Below are 22,842 nucleotides of genomic sequence, written 5' to 3' on the forward strand. Positions count from 1 at the left end.
CACTCAGTCGAGGTATCCCCGCAGCTGGTCCGCGAAGGCGTGGTCGCGCAGCTTGTTGAGGGTCTTGGACTCGATCTGCCGGATCCGCTCGCGGGTCACCCCGAAGATCCGCCCGATCTCCTCCAGGGTGCGCGGCCGGCCGTCGGCGAGCCCGTAGCGCAGCTGGACGACCTTGCGCTCCCTCTCCCCGAGGGTGGACAGAACCGCTTCCAGGTGCTCGCGGAGCAGGAAGAACGCGGCCGATTCGACCGGTGAGGCGGCGTCGCCGTCCTCGATGAGGTCGCCGAGGGCCACGTCGTCCTCCTCGCCCACGGGTGCGTGCAGCGAGACCGGCTCCTGCGCGAGGCGCAGCACCTCCAGGACCCGCTCGGGGGTCAACTCCAGGTGGACGGCGACTTCTTCGGCGGTGGGCTCGTACCCGCGCTCCTGCAGCATGCGGCGCTGGACGCGGACCACGCGGTTGATCAGCTCCACGACGTGGACGGGCACGCGGATCGTCCGGGCCTGGTCGGCCAGCGCCCGGGACATCGCCTGCCGGATCCACCAGGTGGCGTAGGTGGAGAACTTGTAGCCGCGGGCGTAGTCGAACTTTTCGACGGCCCGGATCAGTCCGAGGTTCCCCTCCTGGACCAGGTCGAGCATGGTGAGTCCGCGGCCTACGTAGCGCTTGGCGACGGAGACGACGAGCCGCAGGTTCGATTCGATGAGGCGGCGCTTGGCCATGCGCCCCATGACGACGAGCTTGTCCAGGTCGAGCGTGAGCTGCAGGTCGAGCCCGGCTCCGCCGCCCAGCTTCTCCTCGGCGAACAGTCCCGCTTCCACGCGCCGCGCGAGCTCGACCTCCTCGACGGCGGTGAGCAGCGGGATCCTGCCTATCTCGCGCAGGTACTGCCGGAAGAGGTCGGCGGACGGACCCGCTCCGCCGGAGCCCTCCGCCGGGCGCTTGCGCGGCGGGGGCACCTTCTCCATCAGCTCCAGGACCTCCGGCTCCTCCTCGTCCACGGCGTCGGCCTCGGGCTCTTCGGCCGCGGCCGCTTCGGCGTCTGCTGCGGCGCCTCCGGGCGGACTGACGCTGACGGTCAAGCTCTGGGTCTGCACGGGGGCGACCTCCACAGGGCTCCGAGGACGGGGGCACCGGACCTCAGTGTGGCGTACGGCACATCCCTGCCACGAGGGGCGTGCGGGCACTTTCTGAGTCCGGTGCGTGACCCATGGTTACCCCCGGACCAGAACCCCGATGCGGACCGGACGGATGTCCGAGAAGATCGCTGTCATGTCTGAGTACGAAACCCACGTGACGGTGCGCTGCCCGGACCCGGCGGAGCTCGCGCGGCTCGAATCGTGGGCCGGGGAACGGGAGTTGAAGGTGACGCACATTGTGCTGGCCCGGGGCCGGATGACCTCGCAGCCGATGCTGACGCTGCCCGGCGGCGACAGGCACGAGGTACTGGTGCCCCGGCTGCGCGCGGCCGGCTTCGACCCGGTCCGGGTCAAGGTGGAGACGGTCCCGTGGACCACGGAGCCCCCGGGGCCGGGCGGCGGCTACTTCGAGCACCACCTCAAGCTCCTCCTCCCGGCCGCCGACTTCGACCGGGCCGCCCTGGAGGCCCTGGTGGTCCCGCACGGGGCGCACGTGTCGTGGAACGCCCGCCGGGTCCTGCCGGGGGCCCGCCACGAGCGCTTCGTGACCCAGCGCTGCCGGGGTACGGCGCGGGGCGCGGGGGCGGCCTGCGACGCGCTGGTCGCCGCGCTGGCGGGGGCAGGGTACGAGATCGCCTCGGAGGAGCGGGAGTTCGTGCTGTACGACAGTGACCTGTCGGTGGACGACGGGTGGATCGAGGAGGGGATGTCCGGATGAGCGGGAACGGCACCGAGAGCACGGCCGACGCGGACTGGCGGCGCCGGCAGTACGAGTTGCCGCGCACGTCGACCGCCGGGGTGGGCGCCCCCACCGGGTCCGCGGACCGGGTCTTCGACCCCGCCCTCAAGCACTTCGCCTCCGGCTACCGGGTGGCGGACACCGTCATCGACCCCGCACAGCGCCCCGCCTGGCAGTCGGCCCGGCGGACGGCGCTCGGCGTGGTGGCGCGCGGGGTGGCCCGGTCCGGGTGGGCGGATTGCCTGGTGGTGCGCGGCAGCATGCTCATGGCGGGCTGGTTCGGCGTCGCCGCGCGGGAGCCGCACGACCTGGACTTCGTGGTCGTCCCGCAGGACTGGAACATCGAGGACCCGCGTACGGAGCGCCTGCTGACGGCCGTCGCGGAAGCGGCCGGGCGGACGGCCGCCGAGGAGGGCGCCGGACTCGTGATCCGCGCCGGGGAGGCGGTCGCCGAGGACATCTGGACCTACGAACGCGTCCCCGGGCGGCGCCTCGTACTCCCCTGGTCCGCGCCGGGGCTGCCCGGGGGGCAGGTCCAGCTGGACTTCGTCTTCAACGAGCGGCTGCCGGAGGCACCGCAGCCCGCCGAGGTCGCGGGGGCGGCCCTCCTGGGAGCCAGCCCGGAGCTCTCCCTGGCCTGGAAGCTGGTCTGGCTGGCCACCGACATGTACCCGCACGGCAAGGACCTCTACGACGCGGTCCTGCTCGCGGAGCGGTGCGCGCTCCCGTACGGCCTGCTGCACCGGGTGTTCCACGAGTCCGGCGAATGGTTCCCTCGGGCGGCCGGGCCCGGGGCCCGCGTCACCCCGGAGGCGTTCGCCCAGATCGAGTACGCCGAGTGGGAGGACTTCCAGACGGAGTACCCGGGGATCCCCGGGTCCGCCGAGTCCTACGCGAACCGCCTGCTGCGGGCACTGGCGCCCACCTTCGCCGATCCCGGACACGGACTCTAGGCCGGTTCCACCCGGACCGCGCAGACCTTGAACTCCGGCATCCGGGACACCGGGTCGAGCGCCGGGTTGGTCAGGGTGTTGGCGCGGCCCTCGCCCGGCCAGTGGAAGGGCATGAACACGGTGTCCGCGCGGATGGTGTCCGTGACGCGGGCCGGGGCCACCGCTCGGCCGCGGCGGGAGGTGACCGCCAGGGGGGCTCCGTCGACCACGCCGAGGCGGGCCGCGAGGCGGGGGTGGAGTTCCACGAAGGGCCCCGGGGCGGCCTCGTTGAGCTCCTCCACCCGGCGGGTCTGCGCGCCCGACTGGTACTGGGCGACGACCCGGCCGGTGGTGAGCAGCAGCGGGTACTCCGCGTCGGGGACCTCGGCGGCGTCGCGGTGGGTGACGGGGACGAAGCGGGCCCGGCCGTCGTCTGTGGCGAAGCGGTCCAGGAAGAGGCGGGGGGTACCGGGGTGGGGCTCCGGCGACGCCGGGCCGGGTGCCGCCGATGGCCCGGGTTCCGCCGACGGGCAGGGCCAGAAGACGCCCTGTTCGGCTTCGATGCGGGCGTAGCTGATGCCCGAGTAGTCCGCCGGGCCGCCCGCCGAGGCGCGGCGCAACTCCTCGAAGACCTCCTCGGGCGAGACCGGGAAGGCCTTCGACATGCCCAGCCGGGCGGCCAGGCCGTGCAGCACCTCCAGGTCGGAGCGGACCCCCGGGGGCGGGGTCAGTGCCCGGCGGCGGAGCAGGACGCGGCCTTCCAGGTTGGTGGTGGTGCCGGTCTCCTCCGCCCACTGGGTGACGGGCAGGACCACGTCCGCCAGGGCCGCGGTCTCGGAGAGGACCACGTCGGCGACCGCCAGGAAGTCCAGGGAGCGGATGCGTTCCTCGATGTGGGCGGCGCGGGGGGCCGAGACCACCGGGTTGGATCCCATCAGGAGGAGAGCCTTGACGTCCGAGCCCAACGCGTCGAGGAGTTCGTAGGCGCTGCGGCCCGGGCCGGGGAGCGTGTCGGGGTCGACGCCCCAGACCCCGGCCACGTGGGCCCGCGCCGCCGGGTCGGTCAGCTTGCGGTAGCCGGGGAGCTGGTCGGCCTTCTGCCCGTGTTCGCGGCCGCCCTGGCCGTTGCCCTGGCCGGTGAGGCAGCCGTAGCCGGAGAACGGGCGGCCGGCGCGGCCGGTGGCGAGGCAGAGGTTGATCCAGGCGCCGACGGTGTCGGTGCCCTTGGACTGCTGCTCGGGGCCGCGCGCGGTGAGCACCATGGCGGATGAGGGGGCGCAGAACATCGCCACCGCCTCGCGGAGCTTCGGCACCGGTACACCGGTGATCCGCTCCACTTGCTCCGGCCAGTGCGCCATCGCGCCCGCGCGCGCCTCCTCCCAGCCCGTGGTGCGGCCGGCGATGAACTCCTCGTCGGTGTGCCCCCCGGCCACCACCAGGTGCAGCAGGCCGAGTGCCAGCGCCAGGTCCGTGCCGGGGCGCGGGGCCAGGTGCAGGTCGGCCTGTTCGGCGGTCCGCGTGCGGCGCGGGTCCACCACGATCAACGTGCCGCCGTTCTCGCGCAGTTCCCGGAAGAAGCGCAGGGCCGGCGGCATGGTCTCGGCGGGGTTGGAGCCGACGAGGACGACGCAGCCGGTCCGGGGGATGTCCTCCAACGGGAAGGGCAGCCCCCGGTCGAGCCCGAAGGCCCGCTGGTGCGCGGCGGCCGCCGAGGACATGCAGAACCGGCCGTTGTAGTCGATCTGCGAGGTCCCCAGCGCGATGCGGGCGAACTTGCCGAGGGCGTACGCCTTCTCGTTGGTCAGCCCGCCACCACCGAACACCCCGACCGCGTCGGCCCCGTGGGACCGCCGCGTCCGGGCCAGGCCCTCGGCCACGGCGTCCAGGGCCTCCTCCCAGGTGGCCGGCTCCAGCCGCCCCGCGCGGGTGCGGACGAGCGGCTCGGTGAGGCGCACCCGGGAGGAGAGCACGGCGGGTGCGGTACGTCCCTTGCCGCACAGCGCGCCCCGGTTCACCGGGAAGTCCGCGCGCTCCTCCACCTCCACACCCGCTCCGCCGTGTGTGGGACGGAGGTTCATGCCGCACTGCAGCGCGCAGTACGGGCAGTGCGTGGCGGTGACGCCGGTGACTGCCTCGGAGGCGGAGGCGGAGGCGGCGACGGCGACGGAGGTGGCGGAGGTGGCGGCGGAATCGGCCGGTACGGCTCCCGGGGTGTGCATGGGGCCAGCGTGCTTCGCCGGTGTTACGCCCGCCGCCGCCCGGTGTTACGGGCCCGGGTGTTCGCCCTCAGCGCCGCCCGCCGGCTCCGGTGAGGCCCGGCGCATCGGGGGACGGCCGATGAGGGCGACGGTGCGGCGACCGGGGCCGTGGGGCGTGCCCGCCGGGGGCCTGATCACCGCCCGGGCACCGGACCGCCCGGGCACCGGATCACTGCCCGGTCAGGTACTTCACGGTCAGGCCGGCCGTCCAGCCGCCGTCCACCGCGAGCTCGGCGCCGGTCATGTAGCCCGCGGCGTCCGAGAGCAGGAAGGCGACGGCGGCGGCGATCTCCTCGGGGAGGCCGACGCGGCCGAGGGGGGCGCCCGGGTAGTTGCCCTCACCGGCCTGGATGCCGACCGGGGCCGTCATCGGGGTGAGCGTCATGCCGGGGTGCACGGAGTTGACGCGGATCCGGGACTCCGCCAGCTCGACCGCGCCGATCTTCGACAGACCGCGCACGCCCCACTTGGAGGCCCCGTAGCCGGCGGTCAGGGCGAGGCCGGTGAGGCCGGCCGCGGAGGAGATGTTGACGATCGAGCCGCCGCCGTTCGCGCGCATCAGCGGGATCACGGCCTTGATGCCGATGAAGACGCCGACCAGGTTGATCTCGACCACCTGGCGGAAGTGCTCGACGCTCTCGTGCTCCAGGAACTGGCCGGTGGCGATGCCGGCGTTGTTGACCAGGCCGTCGATGCGGCCGAACTCGGCGAGGGCGAAGGCGAGTGCCGCCTCCCAGTCCGGTTCGCTGGTCACGTCGTGGCGCAGGAAGCGGGCGGCGTCCCCGAGCTTCGCGGCCGTCGCGGCGCCCTCCGCCTCCAGCACGTCGGTGATCAGCACCTTGCCGCCGCCGTCCACGACGGCCTGCGCGGCCGCCGCTCCGAGGCCGCGGGCCCCACCGGTGATGACGACGACCTTGCCACTCAGATCCACAACAGCCACGGTTCCACACCCCTGACGCACACGACGGACGGACATGACTGATTGGTATATGACTAATCGGCATACACAAAGCGGCGTCAGTCTGCCAGAGCGGCCAGGGCCCGCGACACCCCCTCCTCCTTCGGTCCCAGGAAGCGCGGTTCCGGCTCGAACAGCGCGTCCAGCGCCGCCTTGCCCGCCGCGAAGACCTCGCGCACCCCGCCGTAGTACCAGGTCGCGTCGTGTACGTCGTCCACCCCGACCCCGTACGAGTCCACGCCCGCGGCCTCGCACAACGCGACCGCCCGGCGGATGTGGAAGCCCTGGCTGATCAGGACCGCCCGGTGCACCCCGAAGACCTCCCGGGCCCGGACGCAGGAGTCCCACGAGTCGAAGCCGGCGTAGTCGCTGACGACCCGGGCGTCCGGCACCCCGTGGCCCGTCAGGTACGCACGCATCGCGTCGGGCTCGTCGTACTCGGTCCGGCTGTTGTCGCCGGTGACGAGGACGACCTTGACCTTGCCCGCCCGGTAGAGCTCGGCGGCGGCGTCGAGGCGGCGCGCGAGGTACGGGGTGGGCCGGCCGTTCCACAGCCCGGCGCCGAAGACCACGGCCACCTCGGCGGCGGGCGCCTGCGCGGTGGTGCGCAGCCGCGGACCGGCGGCCACGTGCGTCCATGCCGAGGGCAGCAGTGCCAGCACGCATCCGGCCATCACCACGCGCACCGCCCGCCGCCGGGCCCGTACGGTGCGCGGCAGCGGGATCCGTACGGCCACCGCCCGGCCGCGTACGGCCCCCAGCCGGTCCCGTACCGCCCTGGCCAAGCCTCTTGCCGCCGCGCGCGTCAATGCGGTGCCCCCTGCCTGTTGGTTCCTGTCAGCTCCTGTCGACTACGGACGCGTGTACGCCCCCCGCGGTTTCGGCGGGCCCCGCGCTCACCGCACCAGGGCGTACCGCCGCTCGCCGGTCCAGGGCCGGCGGGAGGAAGGAGACCCACGCCAGCGCCCCCACCACCGGGTGCGGGCGCCAGCGCCCCACCACCGGGTGCGGATGCCCGCACCACCCGCACCCTCCCCGTCCACCCCCCTGTGAGCAGGTGGAAAACACCCGTCACCCCGGCGCAACGCACCGGCAACCTGCCACACGCAGGATCGGTTCATGACGGAGCCGGCGCACTCTCCCGAGTCCCTACCCCTGCCCCCACCCCTTCCGCTTCCCCTACCGCTTCCGCCCGCCACCACCGCGGAGCTGCTGACCCGGATCACCGCCCAGCTCGGCACGCAGCTCAGCGGGCTGCGCCCCCGACACCCCGCAGGAGTCCCCGCATGCAGCCCACCCTCGTCGCCGTGGCCCACGGCAGCCGCGATCCGCGCGCCCTCCACACCGTCGAAGCCCTGCTCGAACGGGTCCGCGAGCTCCGCCCCCGCCTCGACGTCCGGCTCGGTCACATCGAGCTGAACCACCCACTGCTGGACCACGCCCTCGACCGGGCCTCCGGATCCGCCGTCCTCGTGCCGCTGCTGCTCGGACGCGGGACCCACGTCAAACGGGACCTGCCGGCCGCCGCCGCCCGCGCCGGACACCTGCGGATCCGGATCGCCGCCCCGCTGGGCCCGCATCCGCTGCTCGTCGAGGCCCTCTACGAGCGGCTCCTGGAGGCCGGCTGGGGTGCCGGGTCCGGGGTGGTGCTGGCCGCCGCGGGGTCCCGCGACCCGGACTCCGCCGCCGACACCCGGGCCACCGCCGACCTGCTGGGCGAACGGCTCGGCGGGGTGCCCGTGGTGGCGGCCTACGCGTCGGCCGCCACGCCCGGTGTGCCCGGCGCGGTACGGGCGCTGGCCGCGCGGGGGGTCCACCGGGTCGTGGTCGCCTCCTACTTCACCGCCCCGGGCCGCTTCGCCTCCGCGAGCGCAGCCGCCTCGCCGGGGCCGGCCGCCGCCCCTCTCGGTGACCATCCGGCGCTGGCCCGGCTGGTGCTCCAGCGCTACGACGAAGCCCGGGCGGCCTTCGCGGCCCCCGTACGGCAGGAGCGGCCACTGGAACTGGCCACCGCGTAGGGATCGTCCCGCCGATCGGGCCGACGGGACCGCGAGGTGCGCCGGAACCGCCAGGTTCGCCGGAACGGCCTGGCCCGGTCGTCCTGTCCCGACTTGTCGGCGGCTCCGGTTACGGTTCTGAGCATGGAAGGCATGGAAGGCACCACCGCACCTGTCCGCCCCGACCTGCCCGGCGAGCCGTACGGCCCCGCCGATACCGAGCGCTGGGCCACCGAGCCCGACAAACGGCCGGGCCGGACCGCCTTCCAGCGAGACCGCGCCCGCGTGCTGCACTCCGCCGCCCTGCGCCGGCTCGCCGGGAAGACCCAGGTGGTCACTCCCGGTACGCGTTCGTACGACTGGGACGCGAGTCCCCGTACACGGCTGACGCACTCGCTCGAGTGCGCCCAGGTCGGCCGCGAGCTCGGGGCCGCGCTCGGCTGCGATCCCGATCTGGTCGAGGCCGCCTGCCTGTCGCACGACATGGGCCACCCGCCCTTCGGCCACAACGGCGAGGAGGCGCTCAACGAGTTCGCCAAGGACTGCGGCGGCTTCGAGGGCAACGCCCAGTCGCTGCGCCTGCTGACCCGGCTGGAGCCCAAGCGGTTCGTCCCCGATCCGGCGACCGGCGATCTGGTCAGCGTCGGGCTGAACCTCACCCGGGCCTGCCTGGACGCCGCCACCAAGTACCCCTGGGCCCGCGGGGACCACCCCACCGAGCCGGACTCGGTGAAGTTCGGTGCCTACGAGGACGACCTGCCGGTCTTCGACTGGCTGCGCCGCGGCGCGCCCGCGGACCGCAAGTGCTTCGAGGCGCAGGTCATGGACTGGTCCGACGACGTGGCGTACTCCGTCCACGATTTCGAGGACGGCCTGCACGCCGGCCACCTCGATCCGAACCTGCTCTTCGCCGAGCCCGAGCGCACCGCGATCTGGCGGGTCGCCATCGGCCGGTACGTGCCCTCCGACACCGATCCGGAGGAACTGCGCGAGGCGCTGGACCGGCTGATGGGACAGGAGTGGTGGCCGCACGGGTACGACGGCTCGGCGGTGGCCCAGGCCCGGCTCAAGGACGCCACCAGCCAGCTGATCGGCCGCTTCTGTCTGGCCGCCGAGGGGGCGACCCGGCAGGCGTACGGCACCGGCCGGCTGACCCGGTACGCGGCGGAGCTGGTGGTTCCACGCGAGGCCCGCAACGAGTGCGCCGTACTGAAGGCGGTCGCCGACCTGTACGTCATGCAGCGCGACGAGCAGGAGCGGATCCGCGCCGATCAGCGCATCGTGCTGGCCGAGCTGGCGGAGGCCGTCAGCGCCCGCGCGCCCGAGGGGTTGGATCCGCAGTTCCGTGCGATCTTCGACGCGGCCCCGGACGACAGGGCACGCAAGCGCGCGGTCGTCGACCAGATCGCGGCCCTCACGGACGCCTCCGCGCGCTCCCTGCACGCCCGCCTCACGCGGCGCACGCGACGCGCCGAAGGGTGAGCCGATCGGGCCACTCCCCCTTCACGCGGCAGGCTCAGTGCGGGACGCTCGCATGTGGTCGCATGTGGCGGAGAGGTTATGAGGAGGCATCAGGTGGTCGACGCACACCGGACGTTCGTCATCGTGGGCGCGGGGCTGGCCGGGGCTAAGGCGGCCGAAACGCTGAGGTCGGAGGGGTTCACGGGGCGGGTGATCCTGATCGGCGACGAGCGTGACCATCCATACGAGCGGCCCCCGCTGTCCAAGGGGTACCTGACGGGCAAGGAGGAGCGCGAGAGCGTCTTCGTCCACGAGCCTTCCTGGTACGCGGCCGCCGACATCGAGCTGCACCTCGGCCAGCCCGCGGTCCAGCTGGACCGCGAGGCCAAGAAGGTGGTCCTCGGCGACGGCACGGCGCTGCCCTACGACAAGCTGCTGCTCGCCACCGGCGCCGAGCCCCGCCGGCTCGACATCCCGGGCACCGAGCTGGTCGGCGTGCACCACCTGCGCCGGCTCTCGCACGCCGAGCGGCTGCGCAAGGCACTGGCGGGCCTGGGCCGGGACAACGGGCACCTGCTGATCGCGGGGGCGGGCTGGATCGGTCTGGAGGTCGCGGCGGCGGCCCGCGGGTACGGGGCCGAGGTCACCGTGATCGAGCCGGCCCCGACGCCGCTGCACGCGGTGCTCGGCCCGGAGATCGGCCGGCTCTTCGCGGACCTGCACGCCGATCACGGGGTCCGCTTCCACTTCGGGTCCCATCTGACGGAGATCGTCGGCCACGACGGCATGGTGCTGGCGGGCCGTACGGACGACGGGGAGGAGCATCCGGCGCACGCGGTCCTCGCGGCGATCGGGGCCGCGCCGCGGACCGCGCTCGCGGAGACCTCGGGCCTGGCCCTGGTGGACCGGGAGCACGGGGGCGGGATCGCCGTGGACGCCTCGCTGCGCACCTCAGACCCGGACGTCTTCGCGGTCGGGGACGTGGCGGCCGCGCACCACCCGGTGCTCGGGGCCCGACTGCGGGTGGAGCACTGGGCGAACGCGCTGAACGGAGGGCCGGCCGCGGCGCGGGCGATGCTGGGGCAGGAGGTGTCGTACGACCGGGTGCCCTACTTCTTCTCCGACCAGTACGACGTGGGCCTGGAGTACTCGGGGTACGCCCCGGCGGGCGGCTACGACCAGGTGCTGATCCGCGGGGACGTGGGCAAGCGGGAGTTCATCGCCTTCTGGCTCTCGGACGGGCGGGTCCTGGCCGGGATGAACGTGAATGTGTGGGATGTCACCGAGCACATCCAGGCCCTGATCAGGTCGAAGGCGCCCGTGGACCGGGAGAGGCTGGCGGATCCGTCAGTTCCGCTTTCGGCCCTGCTCCCGGCGGAGGGTGCCTGACGGGATTGTCGTTCCCCGCCCGTAGACTTGCGCGTGTGGCTGGACGGATCAACGACGACGACGTGAAGGCGGTACGGGACGCGGTCCCGATCGACGCCGTGATCTCCGACTACCTCCAATTGCGCAACGCGGGCGGCGGCAACCTCAAGGGCCTCTGCCCCTTCCACGACGAGAAGTCCCCGTCCTTCCAGGTCAGCCCCAGCAAGGGTCTCTACCACTGCTTCGGCTGCCAGGCGGGCGGGGACACCCTCGACTTCATCATGAAGATCGACCACCTCTCGTTCTCCGAGGCGGTCGAGCGGCTGGCCGGCCAGGCCGGCATCACCCTGCGGTACGAAGAGGGCGGCTACACCGCCGGCAGCAGCGGCCGCGGCGAGCGCATCCGGCTGGTCGAGGCCCACAAGGCGGCGGCCGAGTTCTACGTGGACCAGCTGGGCGGCGCCGAGGCCGAGATCGGCCGCAAGTTCCTGGCCGAGCGCGGCTTCGACCAGGCCGCCGCCGCCCACTTCAGCGTCGGCTACAGCCCGGCCGGCTGGGACCACCTCACCCGCTACCTGCGCGGCAAGGGCTTCACCGACAAGGAACTGATCACCTCGGGCCTGGCCCAGGACAGCCGCAGCGGAAAGCCCATCGACCGCTTCCGCGGCCGGCTCATGTGGCCCATCCGCGACATCAGCGGCGAGGTCGTGGGCTTCGGCGCGCGCAAGCTGCGCGAGGACGACAACGGCCCCAAGTACCTCAACACCCCCGAGACCGCGATCTACAAGAAGTCCCAGGTGCTGTACGGCATCGACCTGGCCAAGAAGGAGATCGCGAAGACCTCCCGGGCCGTCGTGGTCGAGGGCTACACCGACGTCATGGCCTGCCACGTGGCCGGGGTCACGACCGCGATCGCCACCTGTGGCACCGCGTTCGGCGGCGACCACATCAAGATCCTGCGCCGGCTGCTCATGGACAACGCCACCGCCGAGGTGATCTTCACCTTCGACGGGGACGCGGCCGGGCAGAAGGCCGCGCTGCGGGCCTTCGAGGACGACCAGAAGTTCGCCGCCGAAACCTCCATCACCATCGCACCGGGCGGCATGGACCCGTGCGACCTGCGCCTCGCGCAGGGCGACGCCGCCGTGGCCGCACTGGTCGAGGCCCGCACCCCGCTCTTCGAGTTCGCGCTGCGGCACATCGTGGCCCGGCACAACCTGGAGAACCCGGCGGGCCGCGCGGCCGCGCTGGACGAGGCCTCACCGGTCGTCGCCAACATCAAGAACATCGCGATCCAGCACGAGTCGGCGGTCCAGCTGGCCGGCATGCTCGGCATCCGCGACGAGCAGTTCGTGGTCAAGCGCGTCGCGCAGCTCGCCCGCTGGGCGCGCGACCGCGGGGGCCAGGGCGGACCCGGCAGACCCGGCGGCGGATCGCAGCAGGGCCGCGGCCGGTCCTCGTACGAGGCCGCGGCCACGCCCGCCGCCCCGGCGGGCGGTCCCGCGCTGAACCTGCGCAGCCCGGCCCACCGCACGGAGCGCGAGCTGCTGAAGCTGGCCCTCCAGCGGCCGGCCCTGGTCTCCCCCGCCTTCGACGCGTACGGGATCGACGAGTTCACCGCCCCGCCCTACCAGGCCGTCCGCCAGGCCGTCCAGGACGCCGGCGGCGCCTCGCTGGGCACCGAGGACTATCTGGCCCGGGTCCGCGAGGCCGCGCCGAACGACACCGTCCGCTCGCTGGTCACCGAGCTCGCGGTCGAGGCCATCCACGCGAAGACGGTCGACGAGATCTACGCCGGGGTCCAGCTGGTCCAGGTGCGGCTGCGCGCGGTCGACCGCCGGGTGCACGAGGTCCAGGGCACGATGGCCCGCCTGGGCCCGCAGGCCCCGCCGGAACACCTGGCGGCGGTCCAGGAGGAGCTGTGGGTCCTCCAGCAGTACGGGCAGCGGCTGCGCAACCGGGGTGCGGAAGGCCTGTAGTCCGGCTGCCGGCGACCCGCCCCGCGGCCGCTCCGGGCGCGACGGCTACGCTCCCGCCCGTGACCATCGTGAACACGGCGCTCGCCGCGCTGCTCGACCGGCCCGGGAACCCGTCCGACGAAGCTCCCCTGATCGAGGCCGTCCTCGACGCCGGAGTCTTCGTGCCGGTGGACGAAGACGGCTCCGTGGTGTTCGTCAAGGGTGACGACGGGCCGGAGCTCCCCGGCTACGTCAGCGAGACGTGCCTCGCCGATCAGCTCCCGCAGGCGGCCGGCGCCGTCCACTGCGATGCCGTGCGACTGCTGGACATCCTGCGGCGGACGGAGGTCGGGAAGATGATCGTCTCCTCCGCCGGAGGCTGGGCCAGGATCCCCTCCGCCCTGCTGCTCCACTCGCTCCGGCAGCGCGGGACCCGGCTCCGCCACGGCGAAGCGGTCCGGCTCAGCTGGTCGACGCTCCCGCTGGCCGTGGCGCTGCGGGACGCGCTGCGCGAGCGGCTGTTGGAGTTCCCCGGAATCCGCAGCGTGTGGATCGCCGAGGCCCACTGGGAGCGTGCCGGCGTGGCACAGCTGCTGGTGCACCTGGCCGTCGGACCGGAGGCGGCTCCGGACGCCGTGAAACGGCTGATGGAGACCCTGCTGTCCGAGGACGTCACCATCGGCCGGGACGATCCCGTCGTGGCCACGACCGTCCTCGATCCGGTCACCGACGGCGACCGGATCGGCGAGATCGACGCCCTGGGACTGGACACCGTGCGCGCGGACCACGCGCTGCGCCGGATCGAGGTCGTCTCCCGCGAGTACGACGCCGCCCCGACGGCCCGGCCCGCCGCTCAGCCCGCCGCTCAGCCCGCCGCCCGGCCCGGCTCCGGGGCCGCTGCCGGGGTCCGGCGGCGGTGGTGGCGGTCCCCCTGACGGCTCAGCGGCGCAGCCAGTCGCCGCCCGGGATCTCCGTACCGGAGCGGGCGAGGCGGCCGGCCAGGGGTGGGGCGGCCAGGTAGACCCAGGCGCGGACCGGGGTGCCGTCGGGGCGCAGGGCCTCGCGGGCGATGCGGTCGTAGATGTTGCCCGGGTGCCCGGGGCCCTCGTACTCCTCCAGCAGGTCGAGCGCGGCGAGCAGTTCCCCGTAGGCCCCGGGGACGGGGGTGATCAGCTCCCCGGCCACGGCGGAGCCGGGGCGGTCCACGGCGTACGGGTACCCGGGGCCCTCGTACAGCGCCGCACCGGGGAGGCGCGCGGGCTCCTCGGCCGCCGTGCGGCCGCGGAGGAACAGGTCGTGGTTGACCTCGCCAGGGCGCAGGGTCCCGTACACGAAGAACGGGAGCTCTTCCGCGGGCGCTGGCTGTGGCTCTTCCGCGGGCGCCTCCCACGGCCCCCGCGTCGGCGCCGCCGCCACGCCCTCCGTCTCCGGAATCGTTCTTCCGCCGTGGCCTTCCGGCCGATCGGCCGATGTCATGCCGTCCTCCCTCGACTCACACTGAGCTGTCCGCCGGGCCCCGCACCGGCCGGAGCCGGGCCGAAAGTCCCGACTTCGGCGGCACGAGCCCTCGTACGCACCGCTGTTACACAACCTCCCGACGCCCGTGACCAGCGCCGTCTACCGTCAGTCTGCCTCTTCCCCGGCGGCCCTCTCCGCGCTGCCCCCGCCCACCACCCGACGGTTCCACCCACCATGACTCGACCGACCCGCCGCCGTCTCCTCGCCGCCGCCACCCTGCTCTGCGCCGCCCTCGCCGGCTGCGCCGCTCCCCGGGGCCTCGGGCAGAGCGAGGCCGCGCCGCCCGTCTCCGCGCAGCCGCAACCCAAACCGCTGTGGCCGCTGTGGAGTACGAGCTCGGAGACCTCCGGCGGCAGCCCCGTCGCCACCCGGATGCCGCCGCCGAAGCCGCTCGAGGGGGCTCCCGCCGTGGGGCCGGCGGGGATCGAGAAGGTCGACGTGATGGCCGTACTGCGCGCGGACAGGGCGATGAAGCAGTTCGGCAACGCGCGGGAGATCGAGGGCCCGGGGCGGGCCGGGGTCCGGCCGGCCCGGTTCGCGGACCTGACCGGTGACGGGAAGCCCGAGCTGATCCTCGCCGGTGACAGCCCGACCGGGCGTTCGCTGCTGAGCGTCTACACCGTGGTCGACGGAAAGATCGTCCCGATCCTGTTCACCAGCGGCCGCCGGATGAGCCCCCAGATCGTCGGCAGCGACCTGCTGATCCGCACCGCCGACGACGACGGCTCCGCGCACGCCGTCCGCTACCACTGGGACGGCCGGCGGATGACCGTGCTCAGCGACGAGCGGCAGTTCGGCAACTCCATCTCCTCGGGGAGCCCCACCGGGTGTCCGGCCCCGAAGCCGTCCGGCTCCGAATCCCCCACCAGGAAGGACTCCGGCACCCGGTGAAACGCGCCCTGCTCCGCTGCCGACGCCTCCTGCACACCCTCGGGCTGCGCTGGAAGATCTCCGTACTGCTCGCCGTCGGCTGCTCGCTCGTCGCGCTCACCATCGGCGCCCTGATCCACGAGGCCCGCGTCCGCCAGGTGGCCGACGCGGCGCGGGAGAGCGCCGTCCAGCAGCTCGTCCGCGTGCGGCAGGTCTACGAGCTCACGGGCCAGCTGGACTTCGACAAGGTCGGCGAGGCCGATGCGCGGATCGACTGTCCCGGCATCCCGGAGTCGCTGCGCCGGGCGGCCCTCTCAGGGCAGCGCACCACCTACCTCGACCTGGACGGCCCCCACCCGGCGGTGTGGGCCGCCCGGCCGGTCGGCGGCGACCAAGTGCTCTCCGTACGCCGGTCACTTGCCGCCGAGCAGGCGGAACTGGCCGAACTCGACCGACAGTTGGTGGCCTTCGGCGTCGTGGTGGTCACCCTCGCGGCGATCGGCGGGGCCGCGCTCGCCAGCCGGCTGAGCAAGGACCTGCGGTCGGCGGCGGAGACGGCCCGACGGATCAGCGCGGGCGAACTGGACGCGCGGATCGGCCCGTCGGGCGTGCCGGGGACCCGGAACGAGGTCGCCGAGCTGTCCTCGGCGGTCGACACCATGGCGGCGAGCCTGCAGCGGCGACTGGTGGCGGAGCAGCGCTTCACGGCGGACGTGGCGCACGAGCTGCGGACCCCACTCACCGGTCTGCACACCGCCGCCGAACTGCTCCCTCCGGGGCGGCCGACGGAGCTGGTGCGCGACCGGGTCGCGGCACTGCGCACGCTGACGGAGGACCTCCTGGAGGTGGCCCGGCTGGACGCGGACCGGGAGGAGGCGCAGCTGGACACCCACGCGCTGGGGCCACTGGTGGCATCCATCACCCGGCGTTCGGGGGTCGGGGCGCGGGTGCTGGGCACGGACGGCACCGACCGGGTCCGCACGGACGCGCGGCGCCTCGAACGGATCCTGACGAACCTGCTGGCCAATGCCCGCAGGCACGGCAGGGCGCCGATCACCGTGACGGTGGCCGGGAACACGGTGACGGTGCGCGACGACGGACCGGGCTTTCCGGAGACGCTGCTGCGTGACGGACCGCAGCGGTTCCTGACGGGCGCGAAGGAACGCGGCCAGGGCACGGGCCTCGGCCTGACCATCGCCCTGGGCCAGGCCCAGGTCATCGGCGCCACGGTCACCCTGACCAACGCCACCCCCCACGGCGCCTCAACCAGGATCACCCTCCCACCGGCCCCTCCCGCCCCTCCCGCCCCTCCCGTCCTGGTCGAATCCGGCCCCGCCGGCGTTTGAGGCGCGGGGTCCGCGGCGGAGCTGCCGTCACCCGGACGGGGTGGGGGTACACGGATGGCCGCCCCACCGCCCCGACCTGCGGAAACGCCCCGTCACTCCCCACCCCGCCGCAGATCTGACACTGCATCAGCAGGCGCTGCGCCAACCCCCCGGGTTACCTCGGAAACACGACCCCGTGTCCCCAGGAGACCCCCCATGCGTCGACGCACCGCCCATGTGCTCACCGCCACCGCGCTGACCGCCGCCGCGTTCACCGGACCGGTGGCCGGCGCGGTCGCCGCCGCGGACCTGGGCATGGCGAGCTTCGCTGCCGGTGACTTCGCCCCGCTGGAGGTCTGGCCCAAGTCGGCCACTCCCGGCACCACCGTCACGGTGAACACGAGCGCCTGCGGCCCCGGCAGTCACGCCGAGGGCGATGCCTCCACCGTCGGCGGCGGCCGCTTCAAGCTGACCCCTGGGACCCACAAGGAGGTGGTCGTGGGGCAGTTCCAGGTCGCCCGCGACACCCGCCCCGGGACCTACGGCATCGGCGCCACCTGCGCGAACGGCAAGTTCGCCACCGGCGACCTGGTCGTCACCGAGCACGACCGCGGCCCTCAGGGCCACGTGCGCACCGGGGTGGGCGGTGGCACGACCACCACCACCGACCCCGCCAAGATCGCGGTGGGAGTGGCAGTGCTGGCCGCTTCCGCCGTCGGCGGTACCTGGCTCCTGCGTCGCCGGGCGAGCGGCACGCGGAGCTGACGGACGCCCACCGCGGCTCCGGCCGCGGTCCGACCGGTACCGTCCCCCGTCGCCCGCCCCGCGAGGTCCCCCCGTTCGCGGGGCCGGGCGACGGTTCAGTCACCGAGCCAGAGCAAGCCAAGCCAAACCCAGCCACACGGCATGACGGCAAGGGGGCCCGCATGGACGCAAGCCGAGCCCGCCGCGGCGGGCTCGTGGCGCTCACCGCCTGCATCGGCGTGTGGCTCGTCAGCAGCGGGTCCAGCGAGCAGGTCCGGCCCCCGGTGCCCTCCCCCGGCGAGGCGCTGAGTGCCCACGCGCGGTACCCCGCGGCCATCGCCGCGCTCCCAGGTTCGCCGCCCACCCGCATCCGGATCCCGTCCATCCGGGTGGACGCCCCGCTCACCGGGCTCGGGCTCCGGGCCGACGGCAGCCTCGAAGTACCGCCGCCGGCCCGCCGGGACCTGGCAGGCTGGTACCGCGACGGGACCACCCCGGGCGCCACCGGCACCGCGGTCGTCGCCGGACACGTGGACGACGCAACCGGTCCGGCGGTCTTCTACCACCTCGGCGCGCTGCGCCGAGGAGCCCTGATAGAGATCGCCCGCGCCGACGGGCGTACGGCCGTGTTCACCGTCCACGCGGTGGAGGTCTACGACGCCAGGGCCTTCCCCGACTCCCGCGTGTACGGGCCCTCGCCGCGCGCCGAGCTCCGCGTCATCACCTGCGGCGGGGGCTTCTCCCAGCGGACCGGCTACAAGGGCAACGTGGTCGTCTTCGCCCACCTCACCGGGACGTACTGAGCGGCGCCGCTGACGGGCCGGTACGCACCACGGCCTGGTCGCCCCGGGGGCCGAACAGGTGCAGGATCTCGACCTCGTTCCTGTCGGCGGGCCCGAACCAGTGGGGTTCGGCGGTGTCGAACTCGGCGACCTCGCCGGGGCGGATGGTGAAGGTGCGTTCGCCGATGATCAGGCGGAGTTCGCCGGCGAGCACGTAGAGCCATTCGTAACCGGTGTGGGTCACGAGTTTCGGTTCCCGGTGCGCGAGCACCTGCTTGAACACCTGCACCCGGCCCGGGTACTGCGTCAGGGGTACCAGGACGCTCCCCCGCTCCCTGCGCCGGGGCTTCAGGTGGACGCGCGGGTCCCCGGTGGCCGGGGCCGCCACCAGCTGGTCCAGTGCGACGCGGTGCGTCCGGGCGAGCGGGATGAGCAGTTCGAGCGGCGGGCGCCGTTTGCCCGACTCCAGGCGCGACAGGGTGCTCACGGAGATCCCGGTGTCGCGGGCGAGCTCCTCCAGGGTGATGCCGCGGTCGCGCCGCAGCGCCCGCAGCCGCGGTCCGATGGCTTCGAGCGTCTCCGCGAGTTCGGGGTCCATGGGGCTGGGGCTCATGCGCCCATTTTGCGGTACCGGCAAATTTCCTGTGCCTCGGCCGGCGCCCGCTCCGAGCATGGGCCGCAGGCGATCCCGGACCGAAGGCGGACCCATGAGCAGTACGAGCACGAGCACCGGCACCGGCACCAGGGCCCCGGCCGCGGGGCCCGTCCTGAGTGCGCGCCGACGGTGGACGGTACTGGCCGTCTGCGCGCTGAGCATGTTCCTCATCGGTGTGGACACCACCATCGTCAACGTGGGCCTGCCCGTGATCGGACGGGGCCTGGGCGTGGGCACCCGTGGTCTGGAATGGGTCGTTGACGCCTACACCCTGGTCCTGGCCAGCCTCCTCATGGCCTCCGGCGCCCTCGCGGACCGCTTCGGGCGCCGCCGGGTGTTTCGGTGCGGGCTGATCGTCTTCGGGCTCGCGTCGCTGGCCTGCGCCCTGGCTCCCTCGCTCGGCGTCCTCGTCGCGGCGAGGGCCGTCCAGGGCGTCGGGGCCTCGATGCTGAGCCCCGTGGCCCTGGCCATCGTGGTGAACGCGATGCCCGACCCGCGGGAGCGGGCCCGGGCCATCGGCGTGTGGGCCTCGGTCTTCGGACTGAGCATGGCGGCGGGGCCGGTCATCGGCGGGGCCCTCGCCGCGGCGTTCGGCTGGCGCTCGGTCTTCTGGATCAACGCACCGGTGATCGTCGCCGCGCTCGTCCTGGTCGCCGTGTTCGTACCGGAGTCCCGCGGCCCGCGCTCCCGGCGGCTCGACCTGCCCGGCCAGCTGCTCCTGACAACGGCCCTGTGCGTCTCGGTCGCCGTCCTGATCGAAGGGCCCCGCATCGGCTGGACCTCGCCCGCCGCGCTGGCCGGCTACGCCCTCGCCGTGGCGGCGGCCGCCGGGTTCGTCCGGGTGGAGCCGCGCCGGAGCGATCCCCTGATGGATCTCGGGCTCTTCCGGCGGCCGCCCTTCGCCTCGGCGGTGCTGGGCGCCGTGACACTGTTCGCCGCGCTGAACGTGACCCTGCTGCTCAACACGCTCTACCTCCAGAACACCCGCGGCTGGACCCCGCTCGCGGCCGGTGCCGCCACCCTGCCCATGGCGCTCGGGGCCACCCTGTGCGCGCCGTGGTCCGGCAGCCTGACCGGGCGCGTCGGACCACGGCGTCCGCTCCTCCTGGCGGGCGGGTTCACCGCGGCGGGCGGACTGTGCATGGTGAACCTGGGCCGGGACACCGCGGTCCCGCTGCTCCTGCTGGCGTACCTGCTGATCGGCATCGGGTTCGGCTTCGCCAACGCGCCGATCACCCATACCGCCGTCAGTGGTCTGCCGCCGTCCCGCGCCGGTGTGGCCGGGGCCATCACCTCCACCGCCCGCCAGGTCGGCTCGGCGGTCGGCATCGCCGTCGCGGGCGGCCTGGCCGCGGGCGCCACCCCGGCCGGCCTCGCCCACGCGTCCCGTCCGGGATGGCTGCTCGTGACGGCCTGCGGACTGTTCCTCCTCGTCGTGGCACGCGCCTCGCGGTAGTTCCGGCTAGAGCGGCATCGCGTACCAGCGGCGGTGCACGAACGGCTCGACGCACAGGACCGCCGCCCCCGCGACGGCCCCCACCAGGAGCGAGGTCCAGCCGCCCCCGGCGACGAGCGCTCCGGCACAGGCGACGGCCACGAACAGCGGCCGGGCCAGGGTCAGCGGACCCAGCCCGACGACCATGGCGAGGGTGCTGGCCCGGAAGGGCAGGGCGAAGTAGGCGAGGAGCGAGACGGCCACGGCGAGCGCGTAGAGCCCGAGCGGGACGAGGAAGCCGACGCCACCGTCGGCGAGGACCCCGTAGGCTCGGTCCGGGTCGTCGGCGGCCAGCAGCACCGCTCCGGCCGTGAGGGCGGGGGCGAGCAGCAGGACGGCGCCGACCGCCAGCCCGCGCAGCGCGGCACGGACGACGGCGCGGTGCTTGCGGATCCGGGCGTCGCGGCCGGCGTAGGCACGGAACCCGCTGAACGCCGCGTCGAGCAGACCGAGGGCGAGGAGCGGCAGGACCGGGTTCACCGCGCGGCCCCGGGCCGGCTCAGCTGCTCCGCGCCCACGAGCCGGCGGGAGGCCCGCCCCATGGCCAGGCGCAGCGGGTCCTCCAGGTACGGCCTGATCCCGAGGACGGGGCGCAGGGTGGTGCAGAAGGGGTTGGACAGGCCCCGGGGTTCGTAGAGCAGCGGCCTGATGCCGGGTACGGTCGCGGCGCGCAGCAGGGTGTCGTCGGTGTGGGCGCGCAGGGCGGAGACGACCCCGTCGTGGCGGCCGAGCGGATGGCGCATCCGGGCGCGGTGGAACATCCAGGCGCCGACGGGTGCCAGCCGGGTGGCCGCGATGTCGAAGTGGCAGAAGGCGAGCGCCTGCGAGTCGGCCTGGGCCTCGAAGAACTCCGTGAGCGCGGGGCCGCGGAAGTGGTGCAGCACCCCGGTGGAGACGTAGACGGTGGCGATCTCCGGGAGGTCGAAGGCGTTGCCGTGGACGAACCGGCAGTCAAGCCCCTCGGCGCGGGCCAGCCGGTCGGCCTCGGCGACCAGCGCCGCGTCGAGGTCGACGCCGATGAGCTCGACGTTCGGCCCCAGGGCCCCGGTGGCCGCGAGCCAGCGGACGAGGTACCCGAGGCCGGATCCGATGTCGACGAGCCGGAAGCGGCCGCGGCGGCCGGCGATCTCGCGGATGGCCTCGAAGAGCGGGCCGAGGACGTGCACCAGCCGTTCACCGATGCGCAGCTCCTCGCTGAGCCGCTGCATCTCCGTGTGGACGCCGATCATCAGACGGTCGACGGCGAGCGGGTCGAGCACGTCGTCCCTGCCGGCCGGCAGCCCGGCGACGATACGGGCCGCCCGCGGGTCCCCGGACTCCTGGAGCAGGCGGACCACGTCGCCCCGGCGCACCGGCAGCCGTGCCCCGCTGAGCGGGTCGGTGACGGTGATCAGGTCGGATATTTCGAGGTGGGGCACGACCAGAACTTTATCCCCGGGTCAGCCCCACTGTTCGAAGCCCAGCTTGACCACGAGGGCTCCGACCACCGTCAGAAGGACTCCACGCACGAACCCGCTGCCCTTCTTCAGGGCCATCCGGGCGCCGACCATGGCGCCGGCCAGGTTGAACACCGCCATCAGACCGGCCAGTTGCCAGAGCACCATGCCCTGGTACGAGAACATGGCGAGGGCCCCGGCGTTCGTGCACACATTGACGATCTTCGCCGTGGCGGAGGCCGTCACCAGGTCGAGGTGGAGCAGGGCCGTCAGCGCCAGCACCAGGAAGGTGCCGGTACCGGGGCCGATGAGGCCGTCGTAGAAGCCGATGCCGAGTCCGGCCAGGCCGATGGTGAGCAGCACGCGGCGGCGGCCCGCGGGGGCCGCGCCCGGAGCGGCGCCGAAGGCGGGGCGGAAGAGGACGAAGGCGGCGACGACCACCAGGACCGCCATGATCATCGGGCGCAGCGCGTCCTTGCTGATGCCGCCGGCCAGGGCGGCCCCGCCCATGGAGCCGGCCAGCGCGGCCAGGCCGATGCGGATGGCGAGTTGCACGTCCACCGGCGTCCGGCGCAGGTAGGCCGCGGCGGCGCCCGAGGTGCCGACGATGGCCACGGCCTTGTTGGTGCCGAGGACGGTGGCGGGGTGGGCGTGGGGCAGTCCGAGGAGCAGGGCGGGCAGGAGCAGCAGGCCGCCCCCGCCCACGACGGCGTCGATCCAGCCGGCCGTCGCGGCGGCCACGCACAGCACGATGATCATGGTTGTCGATATGTCAGGCACGGCCCGACCCTATGGAGGGGTTGGGTGCACTGACCATCAATCCCCGGAAACTTGCGCAAACGTTGAGCTTTGCCTGGCCGGAGCCCTGTCCGGGGCCACGGGCGCCGACGGGTCCACCGCGACCGTCAGCACGCTCGCGGCCAGCACACTGGCCAGCCCGAGCCCGGCCGCCAGCCGCCGCGCGGGCGGTACGGAGCCCAGCGCGGCGAGCGCCGCGTGCACCGGGGAGGTACGGGGCCTGCGGTGCCTGGCGGCGGCAGGGGGCGCGGCGGCGGCGACCGGCGGGGACAGGGGGGACGGCGGGAAGAGCGGGGACGGCGAGGACGGCGAGGACAGCGCGGACAGCGCGGACAGCGGGGACACGGACAGCGCGACGTGCAGCGGGTGACGCATGGTGCGGCGACCTCTCGGAGGCGGAAGGGAGCG

Annotated in this window: 21 protein-coding genes and 1 pseudogene; 12 read left to right on the forward strand and 10 right to left on the reverse strand. The window is 74.0% G+C overall.

Annotated features, from left to right (window positions below; genetic code table 11):
• Positions 1 to 3 precede the first annotated feature (3 nt).
• The gene (locus tag OG389_RS12255) at positions 4 to 1,188 is read right to left on the reverse strand and encodes an RNA polymerase sigma factor (protein ID WP_443059254.1); all 1,185 of its coding nucleotides are present in this window, start codon (positions 1,186 to 1,188) and stop codon (positions 4 to 6) included.
• A gap of 85 nt (positions 1,189 to 1,273) precedes the next feature.
• Here OG389_RS12255 and OG389_RS12260 point away from each other — a divergent pair, with 85 nt between their 5' ends.
• Together OG389_RS12260 and OG389_RS12265 are read left to right on the forward strand one after the other, a co-directional pair.
• Positions 1,274 to 1,858: a hypothetical protein gene (locus tag OG389_RS12260; RefSeq protein WP_328298509.1), complete on the forward strand. Its 585-nt coding sequence runs from the start codon at positions 1,274 to 1,276 to the stop codon at positions 1,856 to 1,858.
• Positions 1,855 to 2,832, forward strand: a complete 978-nt coding sequence (locus OG389_RS12265) for a nucleotidyl transferase AbiEii/AbiGii toxin family protein (RefSeq protein ID WP_328298510.1) — start codon at positions 1,855 to 1,857, stop codon at positions 2,830 to 2,832. The genes OG389_RS12260 and OG389_RS12265 overlap by 4 nt, the downstream gene beginning before the upstream one ends.
• Here the strand turns inward: OG389_RS12265 and OG389_RS12270 are convergent.
• From OG389_RS12270 to OG389_RS12280, 3 genes are all read right to left on the reverse strand, one after another.
• Positions 2,829 to 4,889, reverse strand: coding sequence for a molybdopterin oxidoreductase family protein (locus OG389_RS12270; RefSeq protein ID WP_443059424.1), 2,061 nt, complete (start codon positions 4,887 to 4,889; stop codon positions 2,829 to 2,831). The genes OG389_RS12265 and OG389_RS12270 overlap by 4 nt on opposite strands.
• Positions 4,890 to 5,238: 349 nt before the next feature.
• Entirely contained in the window at positions 5,239 to 6,045 is an 807-nt protein-coding gene (locus OG389_RS12275) for a glucose 1-dehydrogenase (protein ID WP_328298512.1), read from the reverse strand.
• A gap of 41 nt (positions 6,046 to 6,086) precedes the next feature.
• Positions 6,087 to 6,701, reverse strand: a complete 615-nt coding sequence (locus tag OG389_RS12280) for a SanA/YdcF family protein (protein WP_328303719.1) — start codon at positions 6,699 to 6,701, stop codon at positions 6,087 to 6,089.
• A 445-nt stretch (positions 6,702 to 7,146) separates the two neighbouring features.
• On the opposite strand from OG389_RS12280, the pseudogene OG389_RS12285 reads away from it, so the two are divergent.
• From OG389_RS12285 to OG389_RS12305, 5 genes and pseudogenes are all read left to right on the forward strand, one after another.
• Positions 7,147 to 8,045: pseudogene (locus tag OG389_RS12285) on the forward strand (sirohydrochlorin chelatase).
• A 123-nt stretch (positions 8,046 to 8,168) separates the two neighbouring features.
• Positions 8,169 to 9,506 (forward strand): deoxyguanosinetriphosphate triphosphohydrolase, encoded by a 1,338-nt coding sequence (locus OG389_RS12290; protein ID WP_328298514.1) that lies wholly within the window; start codon positions 8,169 to 8,171, stop codon positions 9,504 to 9,506.
• Between the two features lie 93 nt (positions 9,507 to 9,599).
• Positions 9,600 to 10,874, forward strand: a complete 1,275-nt coding sequence (locus OG389_RS12295; protein WP_328298515.1) for an NAD(P)/FAD-dependent oxidoreductase — start codon at positions 9,600 to 9,602, stop codon at positions 10,872 to 10,874.
• Between the two features lie 35 nt (positions 10,875 to 10,909).
• Entirely contained in the window at positions 10,910 to 12,832 is a 1,923-nt protein-coding gene (gene dnaG, locus OG389_RS12300; protein ID WP_328298516.1) for a DNA primase, read from the forward strand.
• 59 nt (positions 12,833 to 12,891) lie between these two features.
• On the forward strand, positions 12,892 to 13,746 hold the full coding sequence (locus OG389_RS12305) for a hypothetical protein (protein WP_328298517.1): 855 nt from the start codon (positions 12,892 to 12,894) through the stop codon (positions 13,744 to 13,746).
• A gap of 4 nt (positions 13,747 to 13,750) precedes the next feature.
• Here the strand turns inward: OG389_RS12305 and OG389_RS12310 are convergent, their stop codons facing one another.
• On the reverse strand, positions 13,751 to 14,287 hold the full coding sequence (locus tag OG389_RS12310) for a gamma-glutamylcyclotransferase family protein (protein WP_443059255.1): 537 nt from the start codon (positions 14,285 to 14,287) through the stop codon (positions 13,751 to 13,753).
• A gap of 216 nt (positions 14,288 to 14,503) precedes the next feature.
• Between OG389_RS12310 and OG389_RS12315 the strand changes: the two genes are divergently transcribed.
• From OG389_RS12315 to OG389_RS12330, 4 genes are all read left to right on the forward strand, one after another.
• A complete protein-coding gene (locus tag OG389_RS12315; protein WP_328298518.1) occupies positions 14,504 to 15,220 on the forward strand; it encodes a hypothetical protein in 717 nt (238 codons plus the stop codon).
• Entirely contained in the window at positions 15,217 to 16,545 is a 1,329-nt protein-coding gene (locus OG389_RS12320; protein ID WP_328298519.1) for a HAMP domain-containing sensor histidine kinase, read from the forward strand. The genes OG389_RS12315 and OG389_RS12320 overlap by 4 nt, the downstream gene beginning before the upstream one ends.
• Positions 16,546 to 16,740: 195 nt before the next feature.
• Positions 16,741 to 17,289, forward strand: a complete 549-nt coding sequence (locus OG389_RS12325; RefSeq protein WP_328298520.1) for a hypothetical protein — start codon at positions 16,741 to 16,743, stop codon at positions 17,287 to 17,289.
• Between the two features lie 161 nt (positions 17,290 to 17,450).
• On the forward strand, positions 17,451 to 18,071 hold the full coding sequence (locus OG389_RS12330; RefSeq protein ID WP_328298521.1) for a class F sortase: 621 nt from the start codon (positions 17,451 to 17,453) through the stop codon (positions 18,069 to 18,071).
• Here OG389_RS12330 and OG389_RS12335 read toward each other — a convergent pair.
• The gene (locus OG389_RS12335) at positions 18,055 to 18,663 is read right to left on the reverse strand and encodes a helix-turn-helix domain-containing protein (RefSeq protein WP_328298522.1); all 609 of its coding nucleotides are present in this window, start codon (positions 18,661 to 18,663) and stop codon (positions 18,055 to 18,057) included. The two genes, OG389_RS12330 and OG389_RS12335, sit on opposite strands and share 17 nt — an antisense overlap.
• A gap of 94 nt (positions 18,664 to 18,757) precedes the next feature.
• Here OG389_RS12335 and OG389_RS12340 point away from each other — a divergent pair, with 94 nt between their 5' ends.
• Positions 18,758 to 20,161: an MFS transporter gene (locus OG389_RS12340; protein WP_328298523.1), complete on the forward strand. Its 1,404-nt coding sequence runs from the start codon at positions 18,758 to 18,760 to the stop codon at positions 20,159 to 20,161.
• 6 nt (positions 20,162 to 20,167) lie between these two features.
• Here the strand turns inward: OG389_RS12340 and OG389_RS12345 are convergent, their stop codons facing one another.
• From OG389_RS12345 to OG389_RS12360, 4 genes are read right to left on the reverse strand one after another with little or no spacing between them, the layout of a single operon-like run.
• Entirely contained in the window at positions 20,168 to 20,680 is a 513-nt protein-coding gene (locus OG389_RS12345; protein WP_328298524.1) for a hypothetical protein, read from the reverse strand.
• Positions 20,677 to 21,618 (reverse strand): class I SAM-dependent methyltransferase, encoded by a 942-nt coding sequence (locus OG389_RS12350; RefSeq protein WP_328298525.1) that lies wholly within the window; start codon positions 21,616 to 21,618, stop codon positions 20,677 to 20,679. The genes OG389_RS12345 and OG389_RS12350 overlap by 4 nt, the downstream gene beginning before the upstream one ends.
• Before the next feature lie 21 nt (positions 21,619 to 21,639).
• Complete coding sequence (locus OG389_RS12355) at positions 21,640 to 22,416, reverse strand: sulfite exporter TauE/SafE family protein (protein WP_328298526.1); 777 nt, start codon at positions 22,414 to 22,416, stop codon at positions 21,640 to 21,642.
• Between the two features lie 36 nt (positions 22,417 to 22,452).
• On the reverse strand, positions 22,453 to 22,809 hold the full coding sequence (locus OG389_RS12360) for a hypothetical protein (RefSeq protein ID WP_328298527.1): 357 nt from the start codon (positions 22,807 to 22,809) through the stop codon (positions 22,453 to 22,455).
• Between the last annotated feature and the right edge of the window lie 33 nt (positions 22,810 to 22,842).

Origin of the sequence: Streptomyces sp. NBC_00435 (assembly GCF_036014235.1) — a bacterium.
Classification (GTDB): Bacteria; Actinomycetota; Actinomycetes; order Streptomycetales; family Streptomycetaceae; genus Streptomyces.